The sequence below is a fragment of the Leifsonia sp. NPDC056824 genome (assembly GCF_042789575.1).
Classification (GTDB): domain Bacteria; phylum Actinomycetota; class Actinomycetes; order Actinomycetales; family Microbacteriaceae; genus Leifsonia.
Map to the genome: position 1 here is coordinate 661,474 of NZ_JBHUAV010000002.1, position 23,792 is coordinate 685,265.

Sequence of the window (23,792 nt, forward strand, 5' to 3'; positions counted from 1 at the left end):
ACGTTGACGGCGTACGGGCTCTTGTAGTAGGTGGTCACGGTCGACCAGTTTACGCGGGGCCTCCGACGCTCGCAGGCGAGCGCCAGCCTGCTGGCAGCAACGACACAGGAATCAGCGCCGCCTTCAGCCGCAGCCCGCGGCCCGCCTGAGCCTCGAGCGCGTCGATCACCCGTCGGAGGTCGTCGGCGAGACCGACCGCGACGGCGCGTGTCGGCGGCCCGAACGCGTCGCGCTCGCGCACGTCCAGCAGGCGCAGCACCGCCTCCTCCCCCGGCGTGCCCTCGACGGCGGCGGCGATGCGGTGGGCGAACACGCGCGGCGTCTCGGTGTCCGGCGCCGACCAGCCCAGGTCGCGCGCGGTGTCGCGCAGCTCGTCCCACACGACCGACGCGCCGCCCCACGACTCCGAGAGCCGTCTCAGCCGGGCGCGTCGGCGCATCCGGCGCATGACGGCGGGAGTCAGCAGCACCGCGAGCACCAGCAGTGCGACGCCGAGCCCGGAGAGCAGCGGCTGCAGCGGCGACGGCGGCGTGGTGCCGCCCGCGCCCGCGACGTTCGGCTGGTCGGTGGGGACGAGGCGCTTCGCCGCGGCGGACGAGCCGGGAGCCGTCGTCGGCGTGATCTGATCGGGCGTGGCGTTCGGCCGGGTGTAGCTCGGGATCGTGCCGCGGCCGACCGTCGGCTCGAACGACACCCAGCCGACACCCGCGAAGTACAGCTCCGGCCACGCGTGCAGATCGTCGCTGGTCACCGTGTAAGTGCCGGGGCTGTTCGCCGTCCCGCCGCTGGAGGTGCCCGGCAGGTAGCCCTCCGCCACCCGCGCCGGGATGCCGAGGCTGCGCGCCATCAGCGCCATCGCGGAGGCGAAGTGGACGCAGTAGCCGCTCTTGATCTCCAGGAACTTCGCGATCACCCGTGCGCCGTCGCCGTCGAAGCCCTGCTTGAGCGGCGTCTGCGTGGAGTACACGAAGCCGTTGTCGCGGAAGTAGTCCTGCAGCGCCACCGCCTTGTCGTACTCCGACACCGCTCCGGCGGTGGCGGAGAGCGCGGTCTGCCCGACGATCGCCGGCATGTTGGAGGGCAGGAACAGGTCGCGCTGGATGTCGGCGGGCACGGAGCCGCCCGCCGCCTTCAGCTGGTCGGCGGTCGGCTCCAGCACCAGGCTCGTCGCGGTGTACTTCTGGCCCTGCGTCGTCACGTTGATGCCGCCGAGCGTGAGGTCGTCGGGGTCCCACGACCAGGTGCCGTTCAGGCCCTTCACCGACTGCACGGGCGCCGGCACCGGCAGCCAGCGGCTGGTCATGTCGTCGATCTGCACCGAGGTGGCGATCTTGGCCCGCTTGACGGTGTTGGACAGCCCGGGGACCGGGCCGACCGCGACGCCGTCGGACAGGCGCTTGGTGTCGCGTTCGCGGTGCTTCCAGACCGAGCCGGTGAACTGGTCGAGCGAGGCGAGCTTGAGGTACTGCCCTGCGGAGGCTGTGGTCGTGTAGGTCAGCGCGCGCACGGCGGCGGGACGGCGGAGGTCCTTGCCGAGGTCGATCAGCGGGGTCACCGTGCCGCCGATCGAGATGCCGCCGGCGGTGAAGGAGGTCGCGCCGCCTTTGTCGAACCCCGGCGCCGTCCCGGACAGGAGTACAGCGACGACCACGGACGCGGCGCCGACGGAGAGCGCGGCTCCCGGCCGGCCGGCGCCCGGCCTCCTGGTGCGGACGTCGCAGCGCAGCAGCCAGAGGAATGCGGCAGCCGACGCCGCCAGCGCGATCGGGTCCAGCCCGTCGCCGAGCAGCGTGCCCGGCACCACCAGCACGGCGGCGACGCCGATCGCGGTGAAGGCGGGAGCGCGGATCGCGACCGCCAGGATGTCGAGGACGATCGCGATGAGGCACGCGCCGGCGACCACCAGGAAGATGAACTCGGGCAGGCTCTCGGCGGGAGTCCCCTGCTGGTAGATCGAGAGGATCGCCTGCTGCAGGTACTCGCCCCAGCGCTGCACCGTCCCCGCCGTCGGGATGAGGCCGAGCAGCCCGGTGCCGTTGCCGAACGTCACCGTCATGATCATCGCCGCGAGTACGAGCTGGAGCACAGGCACGAGCCCGCGGTGCACACCGACGGCGCGCAGGCCCGCTCCGCACACCAGCAGGATCGAGCTGGTCAGCATGAGCGCGAACCACCAGGTCGGTCCCTGGATGAGGCCGCCCAGCGCGAAGCTGAGGGCCAGCATCTGCAGTACGAGCGCCCCGGTGATCCGCCAGTAGGCCTGCCGCCGGCGCCGGACGCGGGTCAGCCCGAGCGGGAGGGCCTCGCTAACCATGACCCACCACCGCGCGCTGACGGTCGCGGGCGCGCTGCCAGCACTCGGCCGGGTCGTCGCCCGCGGCGAACGGCACGCAGAGCCAGCCGGCGTCGCCGAGCACGTCCTCCACCTCGGGAGGCGCCCCTTTGCCGACGAACGCCACGGCGGGGTCGCCCATCCCGCGCAACGCGGCGAGTGAGCCGAGCTCCGGCATGCCGTCGAGCAGCACCGCGAAGATCGGGACGGCCCGTCCCGCGCGCCGCAGCCCGGAGGACAGCTCGGCGACCGCGTCGTCGCGAGTGAGGGCCGTGGCGTCGACCGCGGCCAGGTCCGCCAGCAGCAGCCGGTCGGCCGTCCCGCGATCGTAGGTGGGCGTCACCGACCCGAGGGTGCCGGTCCTGCCCGCTCCGCTGCGGCCGGAGAGCTGCCGCGGGGCCGTCTCCACCACGCTGAGCACGAAGCCCTCGTCGAGGAGGTGGACACCCACCGACGCGACCAGCTCCATCAGCGTTTCGAACAGCGCGTCGTCCGGCTCGTACGCGCTCGCGGCATCGGGAGCGCGGAGGACTCCGGCCGGTGCCGGAGCGGGCCGGGTGTCCATCACGATCCACGCCTCCGGGTTGCTGCGCTGCTCCTCCTGCCGCACCATCAGCTTGTCGTGCCGGGCCGTCGCCCGCCAGTGCACGCGGCGCAGCGGGTCGCCCGGCCGGTACTCGCGCGCGATCAGCTCGTCGGCGCTCGGGATGCTGTGCCGCTGCAGCTCGTGCTCGGCGCCCTCGCTGTGTGCGACGTCCAGCTCGCCGCTCGACAGCGGCACCACGCGCGGCGTCACCAGCAGCTGGCGCGGCTGGCCGACGGCGTACTCCGCGTAGGCCACGCCGAACGGGTCGGTCCGGCTCACGATGAGCGGCCCGACCGCGTGCGACCCGCGCTTGAAGGCGACGACATCCTGCCGCAGCACGACCGTGTCGCGGCCGTGGTTGACGTTCACCTGGTGGGCGCCCAGCCGCGGGAACGGCGCGGAGCCCTGCACCTCGATCCCCGCCGGGGCGTACTCGCGCCAGCGGGCGGGCGGGCTCGGCCGGGCGGACTGGTTGCGCGCGGTCGTGACGATGGTCGCCTGCTCCCCCACGGCGACGACGTCGGGATGGAAGCTGCGGGCCACCGTCAGCCGCGGCCTGTCGAGGGTGACCGAGATCATCGCCGCCAGCGGAAGCACGGTGAGGAAGACGCCGATGAAGAGCACGTCGGTGCGGCCGAAGAACGCGGAGGCGGCCAGCGCCACGACGCCGACAGCGCCGAAGGTCCAGCCGCGCGCGGTGGGGCGCGGTTTCTTCAGGGGCGACGGCCCCCGCGCCCGGCCACGGCCTACTCCCCGCCTGTGCGCGCGGCTCCGGAGGCGGCCCGGCCGGTGGCGGTCGCCACGCTGCCGCGCGCGCTGCCCCTCGCGCCGTTCCCGGTGCCGTTCCTCTCCTGCCCGCCTCCGATCGCGCCGGAGCCGACCGGCACGGGCGTCGCCGCGACGATCCGCCGGACGATGTCCGCGATGACCGGCGCGCTCTCGTGGTGGTGGCCGAGCGCGCGGCTGGTCGGCAGAAGCCGGTGACCGAGCACAGGCACCGCGAGGGCGTCGATGTCGTCGGGCAGCACGAAGTCGCGGCCGTCGAGCGCCGCCATCGCCTTGGCCGCGCGGACGAGCTGGAGCGTCGCGCGCGGGCTCCCGCCCAGCCGCAGGTCGCGGTCCTCGCGCGTCGCGCGCACGAGGTCGACCGCGTACTGCTTGACCGGCGTCGACGCGAACACCGCGCGCGCCGTCGTCATCATCATGCGCAGCTCCTCCGCCGTGACCACCGGCCCGATCCGGGAGAGCGGGCTGGAGGTGTCGCGGGTGGTCAGCATGGCGAGCTCGGAGTCGTCGTCCGGGTAGCCCATCGCGATGCGGGCCATGAACCGGTCCCGCTGCGCCTCCGGGAGGGCGTAGGTGCCCTCCATCTCGATCGGGTTCTGGGTCGCCACGACGATGAACGGGGCGGCCAGCGGATAGGTCGAGCCGTCGACCGTGACCTGCCGCTCCTCCATGCACTCAAGCAGGGCGGACTGCGTCTTCGGGCTGGCCCGGTTGATCTCGTCGCCGATGACGATGTTCGCGAACACCGCGCCCGGCTTGAACTCGAAGCGCCGCTCGGCCTGGTTGTAGACCGAGACGCCGGTGACGTCGCTCGGCAGCAGGTCGGGCGTGAACTGGATGCGGCTGACCGAGCAGTCCACCGACTTCGCCAGCGACTTCGCCAGCATCGTCTTGCCGACGCCCGGCACGTCCTCGATCAGGAGGTGACCCTCGGCGAGCAGGACGACCAGCGCCGTCTGCACCGCGTCGTGCTTGCCGTCGATGACGGACTCCACGTTGGCGGTGATCTGCTCCGCGGCGCGTCTCAGCTCGTCCAGGTCCATGCCCGGCGCGGGGAGGCCGACCTCCTCCGGGGCGACCGAGGACTCCGTCGGCTGACGCGTCGCGTAACTGTTCATCTCTCCACCCGGGTCATGTGGTTGACAGCAGTTCTGATACGGCGGCAGGCACGTAGGGGCTCACGTCCCCGCCGAGGTTGGCGACCTGGCGCACGAGCGAGCTCGAGACGTGCGCGTTCGCCGGGTCGGGAAGCAGGAAGACCGTCTCGACGTCGGCGAGGTGGCGGTTGACGATCGCCATCGGGGTCTCGTAGGCGACGTCGACCTGGGAGCGGATGCCCTTGACCAGCACGTCCGCCCCGACATCGGTGCAGTAGTCGACCAGGAGGCCGACCGACCAGGAGGCCACGACGATCCGCCCCAGGATGCCGGCGTCCTCGATCGAGCGCTCGATCAGCGCCACGCGCTGCGCGATGGGCAGCAGCGCCGACTTGTCCGGGTTGTGGACGACCAGCACATGGACCTCGTCCCACAGCCGAGCGGCCCGCTCGATGACATCGAGATGTCCGAGAGTGACCGGGTCGAACGATCCAGGGACTACGGCGATCCTGTTCATAGGGCACCAGACTATTACGCGATACCCGGCTATTCGTTGTGAATCCGTTATCTTCCCAGGGCGGCGCGCCGCGTGGCCCGGCGGCCGGTGTCAGGACTTCCCGAGGAAGGCCCGCTCGGACTCGTCGAGCCGCCGGGCGAGCGCCGCGGCGAGGGCGGGATGGGCGGCGAGGCCGCCGTCGTCCAGGGTCTCGGCAGCGGCGACGCGCGCCTCGGCGATGAGCTCGCCGTCGGAGACCACGCGCAGCAGCTTGAGCGACGACCGGCCGCCCGACTGGCGGCTGCCGAGCACGTCGCCCTCGCGGCGCAGCTCGAGGTCGACGTTGGCCAGCTCGAAGCCGTCGAGCGTCGCCGCGACCGCGTCGACGCGCTCGCGGGCGAGCGACCCCTCCTCGGCGTAGGTGACGAGCAGGCACAGGCCGGGGATGTCGCCGCGACCGACCCGGCCGCGGAGCTGGTGGAGCTGCGAGACGCCGAACCGGTCGGCGTCCAGCACGATCATGGCGGAGGCGTTCGGCACGTTGACGCCGACCTCGATCACGGTGGTGGCGATGAGGAGGTCGAGTTCGCCGGCGGCGAAGGCGCGCATGACCGTGTCCTTCTCGTCGGAGGACAGCCTCCCGTGCAGCACGCCGACGCGCGTCTCAGCGAACAGCGGATCGGCGCGCACCTGGGCGGCGACCGACTCGACGTTCGCGGTGGGGCGCGGCGGGCCTGCTGCGTCGTCGGCGTCGGGCGCCGGCGCGTCCTCGCCGTCGTCCTCGGCCTCCTTGGCGCTGATCGCCGGGCACACCACGAACACCTGGCGGCCGCGGCCGATCTCCTCTGCCGCGCGCTCCCAGATGCGGCGCTCCCAGCCCGGCCGGTCGGCGAGCGGGACCACGAAGCTCTCGATCCCCTGGCGGCCGGCGGGGAGTTGGGCGATCGTGGAGACCTCCAGGTCGCCGAACACCGTCATCGCGACCGTGCGCGGGATGGGCGTCGCCGTGAGCACGAGGACGTGCGCAGGCGTCCCGCCCTTCGCGCGCAGCGCCTCCCGCTGCTCGACGCCGAAGCGGTGCTGCTCGTCCACGACGACGAGACCGAGGTCGAAGAACGTGACGGCGTCGCCGAGGAGGGCGTGCGTCCCGACCACGATGCGCGACTGCCCGCTCACCGTGCGCAGCAGCGCCCGCTTGCGCTCGGCCGTGGACAGCTGGCCCGTGAGCAGCGTCGGCATCACCTGCGCGGACAGGTCGGGGCCGAGCATGTCGGCGATGGAGCGCAGGTGCTGGGCGGCCAGGACCTCCGTCGGCGCGAGCAGCGCGGACTGGCCGCCGCTGTCCGCCACGGCCAGCATCGCCCGCAGCGCGACCAGGGTCTTGCCGGAGCCGACCTCGCCCTGCACGAGCCGGTGCATCGGCTCGGCCGCGCCGAGGTCCTGGGAGATCTCACGGCCGACGACCGCCTGGTCGTCCGTCAGGGTGAACGGCAGGACGGCGTCGAAGCGCTCCAGGAGACCGCCGGGCGTCGCCTGCCGCGGAGTCGCCGCCACCGAGCGGTTCTCCGCACGCTGCTGCAGCAGCGCCGCCTGCAGCACGAACGCCTCCTGGAAGCGCAGCGCGTCGCGGGCGCGCTGCCACTCGGCATTCTTCTGCGGCCGGTGGATGCCCTCCAGCGCCCCGCGGAACGGCAGCAGCCCGCGCTCGGTCGCGATGGCCTTCGGCACCGGGTCGGGGCACGGCCCGAGCGCATCGAGCGCGAGGACGACCGCCTTCTGCACCTGCCAGCTCGCCACCGTGCCGGTCGCCGGATAGATCGGGATCGGGGTCTGCGCCCACTCCTTCGCGGCGGCGCTGCCCGGGGCGACGGCGTTCTCGTCGTCGTCGGCGAACAGCTCGTAGTCGGGGTGCGCGAGCTGAAGGGCGCCGCGGTAGGCGGACACCTTGCCGGCGAAGATGCCGCGCACGCCGGGCGCGAGCTCCTTCGAGCGCCAGGCCTGGTTGAAGAAGGTGAGGGTCAGGATGCCCTCGCCGTCGGAGATCTTGACCTCGAGGATGGACCCGCGCCGCGCGCGCATCGGACGCTCCTGCACCCGCAGCACCTCGGCCACGATGGTGACGTGCTCGTCGAGCGGGAGGTTCGCCAGCGCGGTCAGCTCGCCGCGCGAGGCGTACCGGCGCGGGTAGTGCGCGAGCAGGTCGGCGACGGTGCGCATCCCGAACGCCTTCTCGAACGCGGAGGCGGTTCGGCCGCCCAGCACGCCGGTCAGCCGGGTCTCGAGCGCGACGGAGCCTCCGGGGGCCGGGGCGGTGCTGGAGGTCATGGTTCGATCGTAGGGGCCGCCTCCGTCGCCGCATCGCGGACACCCGTGTCGTGGACCTGCGCGTCATGGACCTGCGCGTCATGGACACCCGTGTCGCGCACATGCGCCTCGACCTCGGCGAGTGCGGCGAGCTCGTCGGCCACATCGCTCTCCCCCGGACGTTCGGCCGCGAGCCTGGCCTGGATGTCGAACGCCTCCTGCCACCGGCCGACCTCGCGCAGGCAGCGGGCGAGCGACCAGCGCGCGGCGAACTGCTGATCGAGCGTCCCGTAGCGCTCGGCCGCCTCCAGCGCGGCCTCGAACGAGCCGATCGCCTCGCGCGGGCGGCCTGCCTCGAAGAGCGCCCAGCCCCGGTTGTTGTGCAGGGCGACTCCCCAGCGCAGCGTGCGCGGGTCGGTGGTGTTCGCGAGCTCCGCGAGACCCTCCTCCGTCCACTGCTCGGACCGGGAGGGATCGGCGATGGCGAGCATGTGGGCGGCGTCGACCGCGAGGAACACGTCGTCGTCGCGCCGCGCGGCCAGCAGCGCGCTCTCGAAGAGCGGAACGGCCTCCGACCTGCGTCCCTCGGTGTTCCGGAGCCGGCCGCGCTCCAGCAGGATGCGCACGGCGAGCGTGTCGAGTGCGGGCTCCAGGGAGTCCAGCAGGCCGTCCGCTTCGGCGAAGCGGCCCTGCAGGCCCAGGGCGCGGGCGCGCTGGGTCTCCAGCTCGGCTCGCACCAGTTCGGCGCGGTCCGGCTCGGCGGCAGCGATCGCGAAGCGTTCGGCGGAGGCGATCGGGTCGTCATACCGCCACAGGGCGTCGAGTTCCGCCTGCTGGAGGCGTTCGTCCATCCTCCTATTCTGCTGTCGCCGCGGCGGCACCGCTAGGCTCGGAGGGCTATGACCCGAATCGTCTCCGGCTTCGCCGGCTCGCTGACGCTCCAGGTGCCCAAGAGCGGCACGCGCCCCACCAGCGACCGCGTGCGCGAAGCGGTGTTCTCCGGGCTGGACGCGCGCGACGCCGTCCGCGGGGCGCAAGTGCTCGACCTGTTCGCCGGCTCGGGCGCGCTCGGGCTGGAGGCCGCCAGCCGGGGAGCTTCGCGTGTGCTGCTGGTCGAGAAGTCGGCCGCGGCCGCGGCGATCTGCCGACGCAACGCCGAGGCCGTCGTGCGCGCGGCGCCGAAGGGCGCGCAGCCGGAGGTGGACGTGCGGGCGACTGCGGTGCAGCCGTACCTGGCGTCGGCCGGCCCGTCGGCACGCTTCGACCTCGTCTTCGTCGACCCGCCCTACGACCTCCCGGACGCGGACCTGTTGGCCGTGCTCACCGCACTCGTCCCGCTGCTGACAGAGCACGCCCTGGTGTGCGTGGAGCGCAGCACGCGCACCTCCGCCCTCAGCCTCCCCGCCGGCCTCGTCCTGGACCGCACCCGCACCTACGGCGAAACCGCCGTCCACTACGTGACCCCGTCCTGACCGCAGCCACCGGAGGACCGACATCCCTCCAGCGCCCCGAAACGCAGCTAACGGAGGCCTCCCACCCCCACCAGCCGCCGATCTCCTCCGCTGGCTGCGCTGCCGACATGTGGTCCGCCCCTCCTGCCCGTCCGCCCCTCCCTCCGCTGCTGCCAACGGAGGACTCCCGCCCCCACCACCCGCGGATCTCCTCCGCTGACTGCCGCGAGCAGGTGTGTCGCCCCGGATCTCCTCCGTTACCCGCTGTGCCCGTCCCACTCCAGGTACGGGTCCCAGCCGCCGCGCTCGTCGAACGGGTGACCGTCGACCAGCACGCCGGCGCCCTCGCGGACCGTGCCGACGCGACGGAAGCCGCCCGGCAGTGCTGCGCCGGGCGGGAAGCAGGCGAGGAGGCCGTGGTCCTCTCCCCCGGTCAGCGCGGTGAGCGGGTCGTCGCCGAGGGCGGCGCGGTCGATGTCGATCGCCACACCGCTCGCCTCGGCCACGCGGCGGGCGTCGAGGGCGAGGCCGTCGCTGAGGTCGAGCATCGCGGTCGCGCCGGCGTCCGCGGCCAGCGGACCGTCGGCGATGGGAGGCCGTGGCCGCAACTGGGCGTCGACCAGCTCGGGATGCGCAGCTGCGACCGCAGCGAACCGGTCGCGGTCGGGCACGCCGTCCACGTCGACCGCCTCCGTGAAGAGCAGCCGGAGTCCCGCCGCAGCAGCGCCGAGGCTCCCGGAGACCGCCACCACGTCGCCGGGACGCGCGCCGCTGCGCAGCACGGGGGCGCGGCCCTGCAGGTCGCCGAACGCGGTAACCGCGAGCGTCAGGGTGTCGGAGGCCGACAGGTCGCCGCCGACCACGCCGCAGCCCGGCGCGAGCTCGGCGCAGGCCGCGCGGAAGCCGTCCGCGATGTGCTCCAAGGCGGACACCGGGAGGGTCTGCGGCGCGGCGATCGCGACCACGAGCGCCGTGGGCACCGCGCCCATCGCCGCCACGTCGGACAGGTTGGTCGCCGCCGCCTTCCAGCCGAGGTCCTCCGGCGAAGACCAGGCCAGCCGGAAGTCGGGGCCGTGCACCATCATGTCCGTCGTCACCACGAAGCGGCCGTCCGGCGCCGCGAGCACCGCGGCGTCGTCGCCCGGGCCGACGATCGTCGCCGAGGACTCCGGCAGCCGCGGGAAGATTCGCTTCAGCGCTTCGCGTTCCGACGCGCCCGCGACGGAGTCGGCCGCGCTCCCAGAATCCACCATGACTGACAACGGTAGCCTGAATCCTGATGTCCGCTCGCCGTACCGCCCTCGCCCTCGTGCTCGCCGCCGCCGCCCTCGCCCTGACCGGGTGCGCGCCCACGGTCTCCCTCGACCCCGCGGCCGGCGCGAACGACCCGGGCTGCGCCGAGATCTCGGTGCGGCTGCCCGACTCGGTGGCCGACAAGGACCGCCGGCAGACCGACGCGCAGGCGACCGGAGCGTGGGGCGACCCGGCCGCCGTGCTACTGCGCTGCGGCGTGCCGCCGATCGGGCCGACGACCAAGCCGTGCGTCAACGTGAGCGGTGTCGACTGGGTGCTGATGTCGGACCCCGCCGCGAAACAGGTCGTCTACCAGACCTTCGGTCGAACGCCGGCGACGGAGGTCGTCATCGACCACGTCTCCGGGGCCTCCGACGCCGCCGTGCTCCCCGAGTTCGCCTCCGCCATCTCCAGCATCAAGCAGACCCAGAAGTGCCTCAGCACCCTCGACACCACGCTGACGCCGCCGACCCCGTCCCCGACCCCCTCGCGCTGAGCCCCGCGACATTCGTGCCGAATGTCGCGAATGCCGCCGCGATTCGCGACATTCGGCACGAATCGCGATGCCGACATTCGTCACGAATCGCGGCTCTGCGCGCGCCGAACGCGACATTCGGCACGAATCGCGTCGCGACGCGGCGCTATGCGGCGCGCGCGAGGGCGACTTGGATGAGTTCGTCGATGAGGTCGGGATACGTCACGCCCGACTCCTGCCAGCAGCGCGGGAACATCGAGATCGGCGTGAAGCCCGGCATCGTGTTGATCTCGTTCACCACGAAACCGTCCTCGGTGAGGAAGAAGTCCACCCGGGACAGGCCCTCCGCGCCGATGGCGTCGAACGCCCGCACGCCCAGGTCGCGCATCTCGGCCAGCTCGGCGTCGGCGAGGTCGGCCGGGCAGACCAGGTCGATCCCCGGCGCGTCCAGGTACTTGGCCGCGAAGTCGTAGAAGTCGCGGCCGGTGATGACGATCTCGCCGGCGACCGAGGCGCGCGCGGACTGACCGGGACGGCCGCCCAGCACGGCGATCTCCACCTCACGGCCGGCCACCGCCGACTCGATGAGCACGCGATCGTCCTCGGCGAGAGCGGTGTCGACCGCCACGCCGAGGTCGTCCCACGACGTCACCTTGGACACGCCGACGCTGGAGCCCGCACGCGCGGGCTTCACGAACGCCGGCAGCCCGAGCAGCTGCGCCTCGCTGGCCACGGCCTCCCGGTCGGTCGCCCACTGGTACGCCGTCACGGTCTGCCACGGCGCGACGGGGATGCCCGCCTGCTGCAGCACCGTCTTGGTGAAGTGCTTGTCCATCCCGAGCGCGCTCGCGAGCACGCCGCTGCCGACGTACGGGAGGCCGACGAGGTCGAGCATCCCCTGGACGGTGCCGTCCTCGCCCCACGGGCCGTGCAGGATCGGGAAGACCACGTCGACCGTACCCAGCGACGAGCGGATGCCGTCGGCGGCGACCACGGCCAGCTCGCGGGAGGCCGACGACTCCGGCCACACGATGCGCGAGCCGTTGTCCTCCACCTCCGGGAGGGCGTCCGCGTTCAGCGCGAAGCGTGCGGCGTCGTCCGGCTGGAGCGTGAAGGCGCCTTCGTGGGTGATGCCGACAGGGATGACGTCGTAGCGCTCACGGTCGATCGCCGCCAGCACTCCCGCCGCCGTCGCGCAGCTGATCGAATGCTCGCTTGAGCGACCTCCAAACAGAAGTGCGACTGCGACCTTGTCCGTCATCCGTTGTCCTCTCTCCTTGGGGTTCGTCATCGTCGGTGGTCAGGTGCGGGGCGATGTCCCTCGGGGCGAGCGTGCCCGCGAGCACCTGGCTCACCTGGCGGACGATCGGCATGTCCACGCCGCGCTCCTCCGCCAGGCGCAGGATGGGCGCGACCGAGGCGAGCCCTTCCGCCGTCTGGTTCATCTGCTTCACGACGTCGTTGAAGCTGTAGCCCTGGCCGAGCAGCCGCCCGGCGGTGTTGTTGCGGCTGAGCGACGACTCGCACGTCGCGATCAGGTCGCCGAGGCCGGCGAGCCCGGACAGCGTCACGGCCTCCGCCCCGTAGGCGACGGCGAAGTCGGTCATCTCGACCAGTCCGCGCGTGATGATCGACGCCTTCGTGTTCTCGCCGTAGCCGACGCCGTCCACGATCCCGATGGCCACCGCGATCAGGTTCTTGAGGACGCCGCCGAACTCCGTGCCGATGACGTCGGTGTTCACGAAGCTGCGGAAGTAGCGGTTGGTGGCGGCCATCGCCACGGCCTGGGCGGTCTCCAGGCTCACCGACGACACCACGGCGGCGGTCGGCTGCTCGCGCGCGATCTCCAGCGCCAAGTTGGGGCCGGAGGCGACGGCGATCCGCTCGGAGTCGATCGGGAGGCCCTGCGCGATCACCTCGCTCATCCGCAGGCCAGTGCCCTTCTCGACGCCCTTCATCAGGCTGACGAGGATGGTGTCCGGGCCCAGGTGCGGCGCGAAGGCCTCCAGGTTGGAGCGCAGCGTCTGGCTCGGAATGGACACGAACACCTGCTCGGCGCCGCGCATCGCCTCGCCGATGTGGGAGGTCGCGCGCAGGTTGCGTGGGAGGTTGATGCCCTCCAGGTAGTCGCTGTTGCGCTTCACCTCGTCGATCTCGCGCGCGAGCTCCGGGCGCCTGGCCCACAGCACGACGTCGTTGCCGCCGTCGGCCAGGATCTTCGCGAAAGTCGTCCCCCAGCTTCCGGCGCCGAGCACGGCGACGCGGCGGGGAGGAGTGGTCGGTGGTGCGGCCGTCCGGCCTTTCCTGTCAGCCATCGAAGCGGCCGGTCTCCTTCTGGTTGTGCGCCGCCGGGTCCCAGCGGGCCTCCGGCGCCTTCTCGCCGCGCAGGTCCGCCAGCAGCGCGGTGATCGCGGCCATGATCACGTCGGTCGCCTCGGTGAGGGTCGCCTGGTCGAGACTGCGGCCCTTGAACGCGGACAGATCGACCGGGTCGCCGACCTTGACCGCGATGGTCTTGCGCGGGAAGAAGCTGATCTTCTTCGCGTAGCGCGCCATGACCTGCTGGGTGCCCCAGTGCGCCATCGGGATGACAGGGAGGTCGTGCTCCAGCGCCATACGGGCCGCGCCGGTCTTGCCGCGCATCGGCCACATGTCGGGGTCGCGCGTGAGCGAGCCCTCCGGGTAGATGATGACGACCTTGCCGTCGTCGACGATCTTCTGCGCCTCGGCCAACGGTGCGGCGCCGCGCCCCGAGCCGCCGCGCGCCACCGGCACCTGCCCGGACTTGCGCAGGAACCAGCCGGCCACGGGGATGCGGAACAGGCTCTCCTTGGCGAGGAACCGCGGCAGCCTCCCCAGCTTCCAGACCACCATGCCGATCATCACCGGGTCGATCTCGCTGTAGTGGTTCGGCGAGATGATGTACGCGCCGTGCCGCGGCAGCTTCTGACCGTCGCTGATCCGGAACCGGGCGAGCAGGCTCCCCAGTGGGATGATCAGGCCGGCCAGCACCCAGAAGATCGAGGGCCGGCTCTTCTCGGAGCGCTCGCGCTTGGCGGAGCGCCCGGAGTTCTGGGAGTGCTCGGACGCAGGCGGGTTCACGGGTTCATCGGGATGGGGCACCATCCCATTATCGCGGGCCTTGATCACAACGCGGCCACCACAGGCCGGAGGTCGAGGGCCCGGATGCCCGTGTGCAGCGCCAAGCCACGCGAAATCGCGGTTGCAGCGATGAGCGTGTCGAACCCCCGGGCGGAATGCTCCCTTCCCGCGCTCACCAGAGACCCCGATCCACGATCTCGTCGATCTGCGCGCGCAGCTCCCGCGGGTCGACAACCGGCACCGATTGCCGCTTTCCGGCGAGCACCGCCAAGGTATCGGGCGTCCCGGTCTGCGCAGCCGGTTCCGCGTCCGCGGTCCCATCGCTCATCACGACAACTCCCTCATCACCCTTGACCGGCACGATGATGGCGCTCGCGTGATCTGCAGGTCACGGACCGCAATCAGGCCTCACCCCTCGAGGACGAAGTCCGCCCCGAGAAGCTCCAGCTTGGTGATGAACTTCTCGTACCCGCGGCTGATGATGCCGACGTTGCTGACGGTCGACTGGCCCTCCGCCGTCAGGGCGGCGATGAGGTGGCTGAAGCCGCCGCGCAGGTCCGGGATCTCCACGTCGGCGCCCTTCAGCTCCACCGGGCCCATGATGACCGCCGAGTGGTTGAAGTTGCGCTGGCCGAAGCGGCAGTCGTGGCCGCCGAGGCACTCCTTGTGGACCTGGATCCTGGCGCCCATGTCGATGAGCGCGTCGGTGAAGCCGAACCGCTGCTCGTACACGGTCTCGTGGACGATCGACACGCCCTCCGCCTTGGTCAGCGCGACCACGAGCGGCTGCTGCCAGTCGGTCATGAAGCCGGGGTGCACGTCGGTCTCGATTACGACGGGCTTCAACGGTCCACCGGGGTGGAAGAAGCGGATGCCGTCGTCGTGGATCTCGAACGCGCCGCCGACCTTGCGGAAGACGTTGAGGAAGGTCAGCATCTCGGGCTGGCGGGCGCCGCCGACGTAGATGTCGCCGTTGGTCGCGAGGGCCGCAGCGGCCCAGCTCGCGGCCTCGTTGCGGTCGAACAGCGCGGTGTGGCTGTAGCCGACCAGCTTGTCGACGCCCTCGATGCGGATCACGCGGTCGGTGTCGACCGAGATGATCGCACCCATCTTCTGCAGGACGTTGATGAGGTCCATGATCTCGGGCTCGATCGCCGCGCCTTTGAGCTCGGTGATGCCCTCCGCCCGGACGGCCGTGAGCAGCACCTGCTCGGTCGCGCCGACGCTCGGGTACGGCAGCTCCAGCTTGGCGCCGTGCAGGCCCTCGGGGGCCGTCATCCGGATGCCGCTCGGGAGCTTGTCCACCACGGCGCCGAACTTGCGCAGCACCTCCAGGTGGTAGTCGATCGGGCGGTCGCCGATGCGGCAGCCGCCGAGGTCGGGGATGAACGCCTCGCCCAGCCGGTGCAGCAGCGGACCGCAGAACAGGATCGGGATGCGGCTCGAGCCGGCGTGCGCGTCGATGTCGGCCATGTGGGCCGTCTCGACCGCGCTGGGGTCGAGCAGGAGCTCGCCCTCCTCTGCACCGTCGGTCACCTTCACGCCGTGGACCTCGAGGAGGCCGCGGACGACCCGGACATCGCTGATATTCGGGACGTTCCGCAGCACGCTCGGGCCCTCGCCCAGAATGGCTGCGACCATCGCCTTGGTGACGAAGTTCTTGGCTCCGCGCACCTCGATGCGGCCCCGCAGTGGGCGACCGCCGTTGATCGTGATGCGGTCGGCCGTGAGACCGACGTGCGCGCCTGCCGCCTGAGCGTCCTGAAGAAGTGAGTTCAAAGTTTCACCGGGAGTGTCTTGGGCCGCCAGCTTGCGCGGGCGGCTTCGTATTCGGAGATTCGCGCCTCGTCGCGCAGGGTCAGAGCGATGTCGTCCAACCCTTCGAGCAAACGCCAGCGAGTGTAGTCGTCGATGTCGAAAGACACCTGGACTTCACCGACGGTCGCAGTCTTGGCAACCAGATCAACGGTCGCGGCTATTCCCGGGCTTGCCTCGATGGCCGCCCAGAGACGCTCGGCGTCCTCCTCGGAGATGATGCCCGTGAGCAGGCCCTGCTTGCCCGAGTTGCCCCGGAAGATGTCCGCGAAGCGCGGGCTCAGGACGACCGTGAAGCCGTAGTCGCGCAGTGCCCAGACGGCGTGCTCGCGCGACGAGCCCGTGCCGAAGTCGGGGCCGGCGACGAGCACGGTCGCACCCTGGTAGGCCTCTTTGTTGAGGATGAACTCAGGATCTTTCCGCCACTCGTGGAAGAGCGCGTCGTCGAACCCGGTCTTGGTGACCCGCTTGAGGAACACGGCGGGGATGATCTGGTCGGTGTCGACGTTGGACCGGCGGAACGGCACGGCCACACCGGTGACGGTCTCGAACTTCTCCATCAGGCGCCCACCTTCTCTCCAGTCGGGGTATCCATATCGTCGTGCTCCAGGTCCCACGGGCTCGACAGCGTGCCGCGGATGGCCGTGGCCGCCGCGACGAGTGGCGACACCAGGTGCGTGCGGCCGCCCTTGCCCTGCCTGCCCTCGAAGTTGCGGTTCGAGGTGGAGGCGCAGCGCTCCCCCGGCGCGAGCTGGTCGGGGTTCATGCCCAGGCACATCGAGCAGCCGGCGAACCGCCACTCGGCGCCGAACTCCTCGACGATCTTGTCGATGCCCTCGGCCTCGGCCTCGATGCGCACGCGGGCGCTTCCAGGGACGACCATGACGCGCACGTTGTCGGCCTTCTTATGGCCCTTGATGACGGAGGCGAAGGCCCGCAGGTCCTCGATGCGGCTGTTGGTGCAGGAGCCCATGAACACGGCGTCGACCGGGATGCTCTTCATCGGCGTGCCCGGCGTCAGGTCCATGTACTCCAGCGCGCGCTCGGCGGCGGCGCGGGCGTTGGGCTCGGCGATCGCCGCCGGGTCGGGGACGGACTCGCTCAGCGAGACGCCCTGGCCGGGGTTGGTGCCCCAGGTCACGAACGGCTCGATCTCGGCGGCGTCGAGGTAGACCTCGGCGTCGAAGACCGCGTCGTCGTCCGTGGCGAGCGTGTTCCAGTAGGCGACGGCGTCGTCCCAGTCGGCGCCCTCCGGCGCGTGCGGACGGCCCTTCAGGTACGCGTAGGTGGTCTCGTCGGGCGCGACCATGCCGGCGCGGGCGCCGGCCTCGATCGACATGTTGCAGATCGTCATGCGGCCCTCCATCGAGAGGGCGCGGATGGCGCTGCCGCGGTACTCGAGCACGTAGCCCTGGCCGCCGCCGGTGCCGATCTTCGCGATGACCGCGAGGATGATGTCTTTCGCCGTCACGCCGGGGCGCAGCTCGCCCTCGACGGTGATGGCCATGGTCTTGAACGCGGTGAGCGGCAGCGTCTGCGTGGCGAGGACGTGCTCGACCTCGCTGGTGCCGATCCCGAACGCCATCGCGCCGAACGCGCCGTGCGTGGAGGTGTGCGAGTCGCCGCAGACGACCGTGATGCCCGGCATGGTGAGGCCGAGCTGCGGGCCGACGACGTGCACGATGCCCTGCTCGATGTCGCCGAGCGAGTGCAGCCGGACGCCGAACTCCTCGGCGTTGCGGCGCAGCGTCTCGATCTGTGTGCGGCTGGTGAGGTCGGCGATCGGCCGGTCGATGCCGATGGTCGGCGTGTTGTGGTCCTCTGTCGCGATGGTGAGGTCGGGGCGGCGGACCGGGCGGCCGGCCATGCGCAGGCCGTCGAACGCCTGCGGGCTGGTGACCTCGTGGACCAGGTGGAGGTCGATGTAGATCAGGTCGGGCGTGCCGTCCTCGCCTTTCACGACCAGGTGGTCGCGCCACACCTTCTCCGCCAGGGTCAGCGGGCTGTGCTGCGTCGTCATCTCGGTGTACTCCTTGAGCTTCGTATACGGATCAGCCGTCGACGGACTCCGCGGCGAGGGTGGCCTGAGGATTAGGACTCGCCGCGGCGGCTAAGGAGGAGCAGACCCGCGAACACGGATTCAGATTATCACCCGAGTTGGGGACACGGCCGACGGCTCGCGGCCGTCAGTCGCGGTCCGCCACTGGACGCACCACGAGCACCGTGACGTTGTCGTGCCCGCCCGCCGCGACGGCGGCCTCCACGAGCACGGCGGCCGGATCGGCGGGATCCCCGGCGAGGATGTCGGCGATGGTCTCGTCGCTCAGCTCCCGGGTGAGGCCGTCGGAGCAGACCAGGAAGGTCCGGGTGTCGTCGAGCGGCAGCAGCTCGCTGTCGGTGTCCACGAAGTCCTCCGCGCCGAGCGCGCGGGTGATCACGTTGCGCTCCGGATGCACGGCCGCCTGCTCCGGCGTGATCAGCCCGGCGTCGAGTAGCTCCTGCACCGCGGAGTGGTCGGAGGAGAGCTGACGGAGCTCGCGCTCGTCCCACGCGTAGACGCGGGAGTCGCCGACGTTGACGACCATCCACTCCTCCGCCGCCCGCTCCGGCACGCGGACCCGCACGACGCCCGTGAGCGTGGTGCCCGCGACGGCCGCGCCGGTCTCCTCGGCGTCGGACAGCGCGCGCACCGCGGCGTTCGCCTCGTCGATCGCCGCGACGACCTCCTCCGGCGTCGGGGTCGAGCCGGCCGGGAGGGTGCGGGCGAGGCTCTCGATCGCCGTCCGGCTCGCGGCGTCGCCGCGCGCGTGACCGCCCATCCCGTCCGCGACCACGAACACCGGGTCCTGCGCGAGGTAGCTGTCCTCGTTGATCTGCCTGACCGCTCCGGTGTCGCTTCTGGCGCTCACCTCGACGCGGGAAGTCATGTGCGTGGGTCCTCCGGGGGGTTGGCGGCCGGGGCGGCCTCTGCGGTCGTCGTCGCCGGGGCGTCATCCCCGTGGATGGCGTCCTCGACGGTGGTGCCGCTCACATGCAGCCTCACCAGACTAGCGACGGTCGCGACCGCCATCGAACCGACGATCACCGCGAGGGAGGTCCAGGTGCTGATGTCGGGCGCCCATTCGATGGGCTGGCCGCCGTTGACGAACGGCAGCGTGTTCTCGTGCATGGCGTGGAAGACCAGCTTGACGCCGATGAACGCGAGGATGAACGCGATCCCGTATTTGAGGTAGACGAGCTTCTCGAGCAGGTGCCCGAGCAGGAAGTAGAGCTGGCGCAGCCCCATCAAGGCGAAGACGTTCGCGGTGAACACGATGAAGGCGCTCTGCGTGATGCCGAAGATCGCCGGGATGGAGTCGAGCGCGAACAGCAAGTCGGTGGTGCCGAGCGCCAGGAAGACGATGATCAGCGGCGTGAACATCCGCCGGCCGTTGACCGTCGTGCGCAGCTTGTTGCCTTCGTACTGGTCGGAGACCTTCAGGCGGCGCCGCGCGAAGCGGATGAGCAGGCCGTCCTTCGTCCCCTCGTCGTCGTGCTTCCCGAACGCCTGGTTGAACGCCGTCCACAGCAGGAAGGCGCCGAACAGGTAGAAGATGGCGCTGAAGCTCGCGATGAGGCCGGCGCCGAGAAGGATGAACACCCCGCGGAACACCAGGGCCAGGATGATGCCCACCATGAGCACTTCCTGCTGGTACTTCCTGGGCACCGCGAACCTGCCCATGATGATCACGAACACGAACAGGTTGTCGATGCTCAGGCTGTACTCGGTGAGCCAGCCGGCGAGGAACTGGCCGGCGTGCTCCGCGTCGCCGATCAGCAGCATGAGCAGCGCGAAGATCAGCGCGAGGCCGACGTAGAAGGCCACCCACAGCGCGGACTCCCGCGGGCTGGGGATGTGCGGCCTCTTGTAGACGATCAGGAGGTCGAAGGCGAGGATGAGCAGCAGGACGACGAAGCTGCCGACCTCGAACCAGAGCGGGAGGGCGAGTTCCACGGGAGGGACCTTTCGAAGGGCGTACGGGACGGACCCGAAAGTCTCTCCCGCACATCCGTGCCGCTGTGCCCGGGCCCGAACAGACCGTGATGACGTGCACAGCGCGAGGCCGCCTGGCCTCTTCGGGATACTCCCCTTCGCGAGCACCCAGTCTACCGGGTCGGCGGGTATCGTCCCCACCATGCGACGCGAGGTGCTCGACAGCACAGCGATCGCCTCCGCGGGCTACGACGCTGGCTCAGCCGTGCTGGAGATCGAGTTCGGCTCGGGCGGGGTCTACCGCTATCTGCTGGTGCCGCCGCGGGTGTGGCGGGAGCTGCGGGGCGCGGAGTCGCCGGGGCGGTACTTCGCGGAGAGCATCCGGGACCGGTATCCGGAGGAATGGGTGCCCTGACGAGAGGCCGCCCGGGTTAGCTGGCGAGTAAGCGGCCGAAATCGTCCATCATCTGAGACCGGCTCTTGAAGTAGCGAGCGTGAGTGCGCTCCAAATCAGCACGGCTCGCACCCGCAAGAATCGCGACCTCGGTGTTCGAATCTGCCGCAAGCTCCGCAGCAATTCGTTCGCTGACGATCAGTTCCTGGTCATCGGACGCGAACTCCCGAATGCTCGCCTCCTGGGTAAGGCGATTGAACACGATGAGGAACTGGGTCATCAGCTTGCCTTTCCCATAATCGGATTGAATTGCAGTACGGAGGCCGTCGCGTCAAACGACATCGTTGAGAGAGCCTAGCAACTCCTTGAGCAATCCTTCGTCTCTCTTCGCAGACTCACGGTTGTTCTCAATCCACTTGCCGAGCGCTGTGGAGATCTGAGGATCCCAGTCCTCAGAGGAAAAAGCGATGTGCTCGGCTCCGAGAAGCTTGTTCTTTTCTTCATGCGCCGAAATAGCGTCTGAGATCGCCATCATGGCCTTGCGCACCGTCTCGCGCTCCTCAATTTGGGACGGTGACCCTTTCATCGGATGACCGTACCTCACCTCGCGACCCCATGCGTCACCAAACGCCTCCATCTGCTGCGCCCATGCGTGCTGGAGTTCGGTGCGGACCTGAATCTCGATTGGTCGACCGGACGGCCATACGACAATGTGCGTCGCCCGATAGCCGAAGGACGGCTGCCCGATTCGGTCGATTACGTCGGCCCGTCTCGTGCACTGCACGGTGTCATCGAAAACTGTGCATAGCGCGTCCACGACGATCGTTTGCTCCAACCGCGACATGGGCGCGACAATTCGGATCCCCACAACGTCGTGTACGGAAGGTAGTTTCTGAGTCGGATCGCGCTCCAACTTGTCTGCAAGAGTAGAGAGAGTTTTGACTCTGCCCACGATCTCCGCCGATTCCAGTCGGGGCAAACGCACCGCTGCCCCATCGCGTATGGCGCCGATCACACTGAGCATGGCATTCATCCGCGTCTGAGCATCGGAGATGAAGGCACGATAAAGGTCTTGCTCGTCGGGGCAAAGGGTCTCGCGCGCACCAATTCTCTTGCCCAACCTCTTCAACGCGTTCGTACCCAGCGGAGTCAGCTCGTAGAGCGGGAACACGGGCTGAGTCATGCGTCGAGCGTATCTACGAGGACCGACATCGCTGCACTCACCGCCGCGCCAGCAGCCCCGCCTGCCGCTCGTGCACGCCTGCCACCCAGTCGTAGACGGCGTCCGGCCCGAGCCGCGGGTCGTCCGCCGGGTGCTCGCCGGCGCGGAGAGCGCGAAGGTAGGCGCGGTCGAGTTCGATGCGCTCGTGGAGGCCGTCGGCTCCGGTGACCGACCCGTGGCCGGGGACGACGACCCGGACGCCGTCGGCGATGCTCTCGATGAGCGTCAGGGCGGCGAGGTAGTCCTCGATCGGGTCGTCCGCGCTGTGGTCGACCAGCGGCACCAGCACGTCCGACAGGAGGTCTCCGGCGACGAGGACGCCGCCCTCCTCGAGCAGCAGCGCCGCGTGGCCTGTCGCGTGGGCCCGGTGTTCGACGACGCGGACGCGCGGGCCGTCCCACGGGACCCACTCGGCGCCGTCCGGAAGGCCGGTGAGCTCGCCGAAGAGGGTGAGCGGCACGCGATCGGCGATGTCGGCCGGGATCATCGGGGCGACCCGCTCCCGCCACGCCGCGTTCGCGAGGAAGGCCTCGATCGCCCCGGCGGCACGCGCCGTCGCGAAGCGGGGCGCCGTGCCGAACGCGGGATGCCAGAGCACATGATCCCAGTGCGGATGCGTGGCGAACCCGGCCGCGACCGGCGTGCCGGACGCACGCAGGTCGGCCGCGATGTCGCCCAGCTCGGCGTCGAGGATGCCGGGATCGACCAGCAGCGCACCGGCGTCCCCGTCGACCACGACGGTGTTGGTCTGGCAGAACTCGCTCTGGTGGACGCGCACGCCCTCGGCGACCGGACTCAGCATGGTGGCGACGGTAGCAGAGACGACCGTCGCCGCGTGCGGGGGCCGGCGCCGGACGAGCTCAATCGTGCCGTTGGAGGAGCAGCTCGGCGGCGGCTTGGTCCCACAGGTCGAAGGTGCCGGTCGTGCGAGTGGGGCCGGGCCGCGGGCTCGTGGACGCGATGAAGCAGTGCTCGGCCCGGGTGACGTAGCCGATGACCGACCCGCCGAGCCTGATCTCGTCGGTCTCCGCGCGGAGCCGGCTCACGTCGAGGACGACGCTCACGATGGTGTCGTCCGCACCGATCATGCGGATCATCCGATGCGCTCCGCCGGCGACGGATGTCGGCGTTCGCCCAGCCCGGGCGAGGGTGTAGTGGCGGGGACTTCCTGCCGCCGCCTTCAGTGTGGTGTGCATGACGATTCATCTGCCAGAGACTCGAGGCGTCTCGTCGCAACGGCGATGGTGGGCGCGAATGACGGAATCCCACAGGACGCCGCGCGGTCGGCAGCGGCGACGGGATGGGGAGGGAGAACTACGGCGTCTCGTGGACGCACTCCCCAGTTTAAGTTCGCTCCGCCGCGGCTTTCAAGCGTCGACAGGTGGTTCTAGCCGCCGTCGCTCAGCCGACCGCCCAGCGCGGGTCCAGCTGGTGCGCCGCCGCCTCGTGTGCCTCCGCTTCATGCCCCTCCTCCGCGGCCAGGCGATGCCGGGCGATGAGTGAGCGCCCCATCGCCTGCGCCCGCCTCGCCGCGGCTCCGTCGCCCTCCACGGCGTTGATGATCGCGCCCTTCATCAGAATGTGCCAGGAGTAGGCGAACTCCTCCGGCTCGGCCAGGCCGGCATCCGCCGCGAGACCCGACACCAGGCCGCGGATGTACGTGAGGTGCTCGACGCTCGCCCGCCCCAACGGGTGATCCTTGCCCATCTCCAGCAGGACGTTGACGAACATGCACGCCTCGTAGTCGCTGCGGTGGAACCACTCGTCGAAGACGTCGAAGATGGCCAGCAGCTGCTCCTCGGGCCGGTCGCTGCGCGCCTGAACGCCCGCGCGGACCAGACCGATGGTCCAATCGCGCTCGCGCCGCTTCAGGCACGCCTCGGCCAGAGCATCGAGCGACGCGAACTCGCCGTCGAGCTCCTTCGCTGTGACCCCGGCGGCCACCAGCACCTGCTCGCGGGTGACCTCATGGACGGCGCGGTGCGCGAAGAGTCCGTAAGCGGCCGAGACGATGCGCTCCGAGAGGTCGTCCATGGTGGGTCCTTTCCTGGTCGTGGGTGAAGAGGTGGCTTCGAGGTCGCGGACCACGATGGGCGTGGCGCCGGTGATGTGCAGCAGCTCGACCCCGTCGGCGTGGGAGAGCACGGTCAGCGGGCAGCCCGCGCTCGTGACGTTGATGCGCGCGGTCCGGATGAAGATCTCCCCCATCGATCGGGTCGCCCGAAGCGTGCGCCCGTTGACCACGACCTCGATCGGATAGGCTCGGCGACCGCCGTCCGCGGCGTGTGGTTCGGTGACCGGAGCGACGTCGTCGGGACTCCGCCCCTCGATCACGGGACTGGACAACGTCATACTCGGACCCCCAGGTCGTTTTCGCGCCTTCGCCGCACGCCCTCCGCGAGCGGCCGGGTTAAAGGGTGAATGATGCAAACGCTTGACCGAAAGCCGATTTCCGCGGATTTCGCT

24 protein-coding genes are annotated in these 23,792 nt (G+C 70.7%); 3 read left to right on the top strand and 21 right to left on the bottom strand.

Annotated elements, in window-relative coordinates:
* Positions 1-49 precede the first annotated feature (49 nt).
* The 6 genes from ACFRFH_RS12720 to ACFRFH_RS12745 all read right to left on the bottom strand — a co-directional run bounded on the left by ACFRFH_RS12720 (position 50) and on the right by ACFRFH_RS12745 (position 8,452).
* Positions 50-2,314: a transglutaminaseTgpA domain-containing protein gene (locus ACFRFH_RS12720; protein WP_382463356.1), complete on the bottom strand. Its 2,265-nt coding sequence runs from the start codon at positions 2,312-2,314 to the stop codon at positions 50-52.
* The gene (locus tag ACFRFH_RS12725; protein WP_382463357.1) at positions 2,307-3,581 is read right to left on the bottom strand and encodes a DUF58 domain-containing protein; all 1,275 of its coding nucleotides are present in this window, start codon (positions 3,579-3,581) and stop codon (positions 2,307-2,309) included. The genes ACFRFH_RS12720 and ACFRFH_RS12725 overlap by 8 nt, the downstream gene beginning before the upstream one ends.
* An 83-nt stretch (positions 3,582-3,664) precedes the next feature.
* Complete coding sequence (locus ACFRFH_RS12730) at positions 3,665-4,822, bottom strand: AAA family ATPase (RefSeq protein WP_382463358.1); 1,158 nt, start codon at positions 4,820-4,822, stop codon at positions 3,665-3,667.
* A 13-nt stretch (positions 4,823-4,835) separates the two neighbouring features.
* The gene (gene coaD / locus ACFRFH_RS12735; protein WP_382463359.1) at positions 4,836-5,318 is read right to left on the bottom strand and encodes a pantetheine-phosphate adenylyltransferase; all 483 of its coding nucleotides are present in this window, start codon (positions 5,316-5,318) and stop codon (positions 4,836-4,838) included.
* A 90-nt stretch (positions 5,319-5,408) separates the two neighbouring features.
* A complete protein-coding gene (locus ACFRFH_RS12740) occupies positions 5,409-7,622 on the bottom strand; it encodes an ATP-dependent DNA helicase RecG (protein ID WP_382463360.1) in 2,214 nt (737 codons plus the stop codon).
* On the bottom strand, positions 7,619-8,452 hold the full coding sequence (locus ACFRFH_RS12745; protein ID WP_382463361.1) for a tetratricopeptide repeat protein: 834 nt from the start codon (positions 8,450-8,452) through the stop codon (positions 7,619-7,621). Before ACFRFH_RS12745 ends, ACFRFH_RS12740 begins: the two co-directional genes overlap by 4 nt.
* 48 nt (positions 8,453-8,500) lie before the next feature.
* Here ACFRFH_RS12745 and rsmD point away from each other — a divergent pair, with 48 nt between their 5' ends.
* Positions 8,501-9,073, top strand: coding sequence for a 16S rRNA (guanine(966)-N(2))-methyltransferase RsmD (rsmD, locus tag ACFRFH_RS12750; protein ID WP_382463362.1), 573 nt, complete (start codon positions 8,501-8,503; stop codon positions 9,071-9,073).
* A gap of 236 nt (positions 9,074-9,309) precedes the next feature.
* On the opposite strand, the gene ACFRFH_RS12755 is transcribed toward rsmD, so the two are convergent.
* Positions 9,310-10,305, bottom strand: a complete 996-nt coding sequence (locus ACFRFH_RS12755) for a thiamine-phosphate kinase (RefSeq protein WP_382463363.1) — start codon at positions 10,303-10,305, stop codon at positions 9,310-9,312.
* 26 nt (positions 10,306-10,331) lie between these two features.
* Here ACFRFH_RS12755 and ACFRFH_RS12760 point away from each other — a divergent pair, with 26 nt between their 5' ends.
* Positions 10,332-10,841, top strand: coding sequence for a DUF3515 family protein (locus ACFRFH_RS12760; RefSeq protein WP_382463364.1), 510 nt, complete (start codon positions 10,332-10,334; stop codon positions 10,839-10,841).
* 145 nt (positions 10,842-10,986) lie between these two features.
* Here ACFRFH_RS12760 and ACFRFH_RS12765 read toward each other — a convergent pair whose 3' ends face one another.
* The 9 genes from ACFRFH_RS12765 to ACFRFH_RS12805 all read right to left on the bottom strand — a co-directional run bounded on the left by ACFRFH_RS12765 (position 10,987) and on the right by ACFRFH_RS12805 (position 19,731).
* Positions 10,987-12,081: a D-alanine--D-alanine ligase family protein gene (locus ACFRFH_RS12765; RefSeq protein WP_382463365.1), complete on the bottom strand. Its 1,095-nt coding sequence runs from the start codon at positions 12,079-12,081 to the stop codon at positions 10,987-10,989.
* Positions 11,978-13,135, bottom strand: a complete 1,158-nt coding sequence (locus tag ACFRFH_RS12770) for an NAD(P)H-dependent glycerol-3-phosphate dehydrogenase (RefSeq protein ID WP_382463366.1) — start codon at positions 13,133-13,135, stop codon at positions 11,978-11,980. Before ACFRFH_RS12770 ends, ACFRFH_RS12765 begins: the two co-directional genes overlap by 104 nt.
* Positions 13,128-13,922, bottom strand: a complete 795-nt coding sequence (locus ACFRFH_RS12775; protein ID WP_382463367.1) for a lysophospholipid acyltransferase family protein — start codon at positions 13,920-13,922, stop codon at positions 13,128-13,130. The genes ACFRFH_RS12770 and ACFRFH_RS12775 overlap by 8 nt, the downstream gene beginning before the upstream one ends.
* 172 nt (positions 13,923-14,094) lie before the next feature.
* Positions 14,095-14,250 (bottom strand): hypothetical protein, encoded by a 156-nt coding sequence (locus ACFRFH_RS12780; protein ID WP_382463368.1) that lies wholly within the window; start codon positions 14,248-14,250, stop codon positions 14,095-14,097.
* 80 nt (positions 14,251-14,330) lie between these two features.
* A complete protein-coding gene (gene murA, locus ACFRFH_RS12785) occupies positions 14,331-15,701 on the bottom strand; it encodes a UDP-N-acetylglucosamine 1-carboxyvinyltransferase (protein ID WP_382463369.1) in 1,371 nt (456 codons plus the stop codon).
* Complete coding sequence (gene leuD / locus ACFRFH_RS12790) at positions 15,698-16,297, bottom strand: 3-isopropylmalate dehydratase small subunit (protein ID WP_382463370.1); 600 nt, start codon at positions 16,295-16,297, stop codon at positions 15,698-15,700. The genes murA and leuD overlap by 4 nt, the downstream gene beginning before the upstream one ends.
* The gene (gene leuC / locus ACFRFH_RS12795; RefSeq protein ID WP_382463371.1) at positions 16,297-17,757 is read right to left on the bottom strand and encodes a 3-isopropylmalate dehydratase large subunit; all 1,461 of its coding nucleotides are present in this window, start codon (positions 17,755-17,757) and stop codon (positions 16,297-16,299) included. Before leuC ends, leuD begins: the two co-directional genes overlap by 1 nt.
* 166 nt (positions 17,758-17,923) lie before the next feature.
* Entirely contained in the window at positions 17,924-18,664 is a 741-nt protein-coding gene (locus ACFRFH_RS12800; protein WP_382463372.1) for a PP2C family protein-serine/threonine phosphatase, read from the bottom strand.
* Complete coding sequence (locus tag ACFRFH_RS12805; protein WP_382463373.1) at positions 18,661-19,731, bottom strand: TerC family protein; 1,071 nt, start codon at positions 19,729-19,731, stop codon at positions 18,661-18,663. The genes ACFRFH_RS12800 and ACFRFH_RS12805 overlap by 4 nt, the downstream gene beginning before the upstream one ends.
* A gap of 181 nt (positions 19,732-19,912) precedes the next feature.
* Between ACFRFH_RS12805 and ACFRFH_RS12810 the strand changes: the two genes are divergently transcribed.
* A complete protein-coding gene (locus ACFRFH_RS12810) occupies positions 19,913-20,125 on the top strand; it encodes a KTSC domain-containing protein (protein ID WP_382463374.1) in 213 nt (70 codons plus the stop codon).
* A gap of 16 nt (positions 20,126-20,141) precedes the next feature.
* On the opposite strand, the gene ACFRFH_RS12815 is transcribed toward ACFRFH_RS12810, so the two are convergent.
* From ACFRFH_RS12815 to ACFRFH_RS12835, 5 genes are all read right to left on the bottom strand, one after another.
* Positions 20,142-20,384 (bottom strand): hypothetical protein, encoded by a 243-nt coding sequence (locus tag ACFRFH_RS12815; protein ID WP_382463375.1) that lies wholly within the window; start codon positions 20,382-20,384, stop codon positions 20,142-20,144.
* A 51-nt stretch (positions 20,385-20,435) separates the two neighbouring features.
* Positions 20,436-21,287 (bottom strand): hypothetical protein, encoded by an 852-nt coding sequence (locus ACFRFH_RS12820; RefSeq protein WP_382463376.1) that lies wholly within the window; start codon positions 21,285-21,287, stop codon positions 20,436-20,438.
* A gap of 37 nt (positions 21,288-21,324) precedes the next feature.
* Positions 21,325-22,128, bottom strand: coding sequence for an MBL fold metallo-hydrolase (locus ACFRFH_RS12825; protein ID WP_382463377.1), 804 nt, complete (start codon positions 22,126-22,128; stop codon positions 21,325-21,327).
* 58 nt (positions 22,129-22,186) lie between these two features.
* Positions 22,187-22,423 (bottom strand): hypothetical protein, encoded by a 237-nt coding sequence (locus tag ACFRFH_RS12830; RefSeq protein WP_382463378.1) that lies wholly within the window; start codon positions 22,421-22,423, stop codon positions 22,187-22,189.
* A gap of 304 nt (positions 22,424-22,727) precedes the next feature.
* A complete protein-coding gene (locus ACFRFH_RS12835; protein WP_382463379.1) occupies positions 22,728-23,678 on the bottom strand; it encodes a TetR/AcrR family transcriptional regulator in 951 nt (316 codons plus the stop codon).
* Positions 23,679-23,792: the final 114 nt, after the last annotated feature.

Coding starts and splice junctions, on each gene's coding strand:
- ACFRFH_RS12810 (WP_382463374.1), top strand. CDS start 19,913: ATGCGACGCGAGGTGCTCGACAGCACAGCGATCGCCTCCGCGGGCTAC.
- ACFRFH_RS12730 (WP_382463358.1), bottom strand. CDS start 4,822: ATGAACAGTTACGCGACGCGTCAGCCGACGGAGTCCTCGGTCGCCCCG.
- ACFRFH_RS12765 (WP_382463365.1), bottom strand. CDS start 12,081: ATGACGGACAAGGTCGCAGTCGCACTTCTGTTTGGAGGTCGCTCAAGC.
- ACFRFH_RS12820 (WP_382463376.1), bottom strand. CDS start 21,287: ATGACTCAGCCCGTGTTCCCGCTCTACGAGCTGACTCCGCTGGGTACG.
- ACFRFH_RS12780 (WP_382463368.1), bottom strand. CDS start 14,250: ATGAGCGATGGGACCGCGGACGCGGAACCGGCTGCGCAGACCGGGACG.
- ACFRFH_RS12830 (WP_382463378.1), bottom strand. CDS start 22,423: ATGATCCGCATGATCGGTGCGGACGACACCATCGTGAGCGTCGTCCTC.
- leuC (WP_382463371.1), bottom strand. CDS start 17,757: ATGACGACGCAGCACAGCCCGCTGACCCTGGCGGAGAAGGTGTGGCGC.
- ACFRFH_RS12825 (WP_382463377.1), bottom strand. CDS start 22,128: ATGCTGAGTCCGGTCGCCGAGGGCGTGCGCGTCCACCAGAGCGAGTTC.
- leuD (WP_382463370.1), bottom strand. CDS start 16,297: ATGGAGAAGTTCGAGACCGTCACCGGTGTGGCCGTGCCGTTCCGCCGG.
- ACFRFH_RS12800 (WP_382463372.1), bottom strand. CDS start 18,664: ATGACTTCCCGCGTCGAGGTGAGCGCCAGAAGCGACACCGGAGCGGTC.
- ACFRFH_RS12770 (WP_382463366.1), bottom strand. CDS start 13,135: ATGGCTGACAGGAAAGGCCGGACGGCCGCACCACCGACCACTCCTCCC.
- ACFRFH_RS12745 (WP_382463361.1), bottom strand. CDS start 8,452: ATGGACGAACGCCTCCAGCAGGCGGAACTCGACGCCCTGTGGCGGTAT.
- ACFRFH_RS12835 (WP_382463379.1), bottom strand. CDS start 23,678: ATGACGTTGTCCAGTCCCGTGATCGAGGGGCGGAGTCCCGACGACGTC.
- ACFRFH_RS12720 (WP_382463356.1), bottom strand. CDS start 2,314: ATGGTTAGCGAGGCCCTCCCGCTCGGGCTGACCCGCGTCCGGCGCCGG.
- coaD (WP_382463359.1), bottom strand. CDS start 5,318: ATGAACAGGATCGCCGTAGTCCCTGGATCGTTCGACCCGGTCACTCTC.
- ACFRFH_RS12740 (WP_382463360.1), bottom strand. CDS start 7,622: ATGACCTCCAGCACCGCCCCGGCCCCCGGAGGCTCCGTCGCGCTCGAG.
- ACFRFH_RS12815 (WP_382463375.1), bottom strand. CDS start 20,384: ATGACCCAGTTCCTCATCGTGTTCAATCGCCTTACCCAGGAGGCGAGC.
- ACFRFH_RS12760 (WP_382463364.1), top strand. CDS start 10,332: ATGTCCGCTCGCCGTACCGCCCTCGCCCTCGTGCTCGCCGCCGCCGCC.
- rsmD (WP_382463362.1), top strand. CDS start 8,501: ATGACCCGAATCGTCTCCGGCTTCGCCGGCTCGCTGACGCTCCAGGTG.
- ACFRFH_RS12755 (WP_382463363.1), bottom strand. CDS start 10,305: ATGGTGGATTCTGGGAGCGCGGCCGACTCCGTCGCGGGCGCGTCGGAA.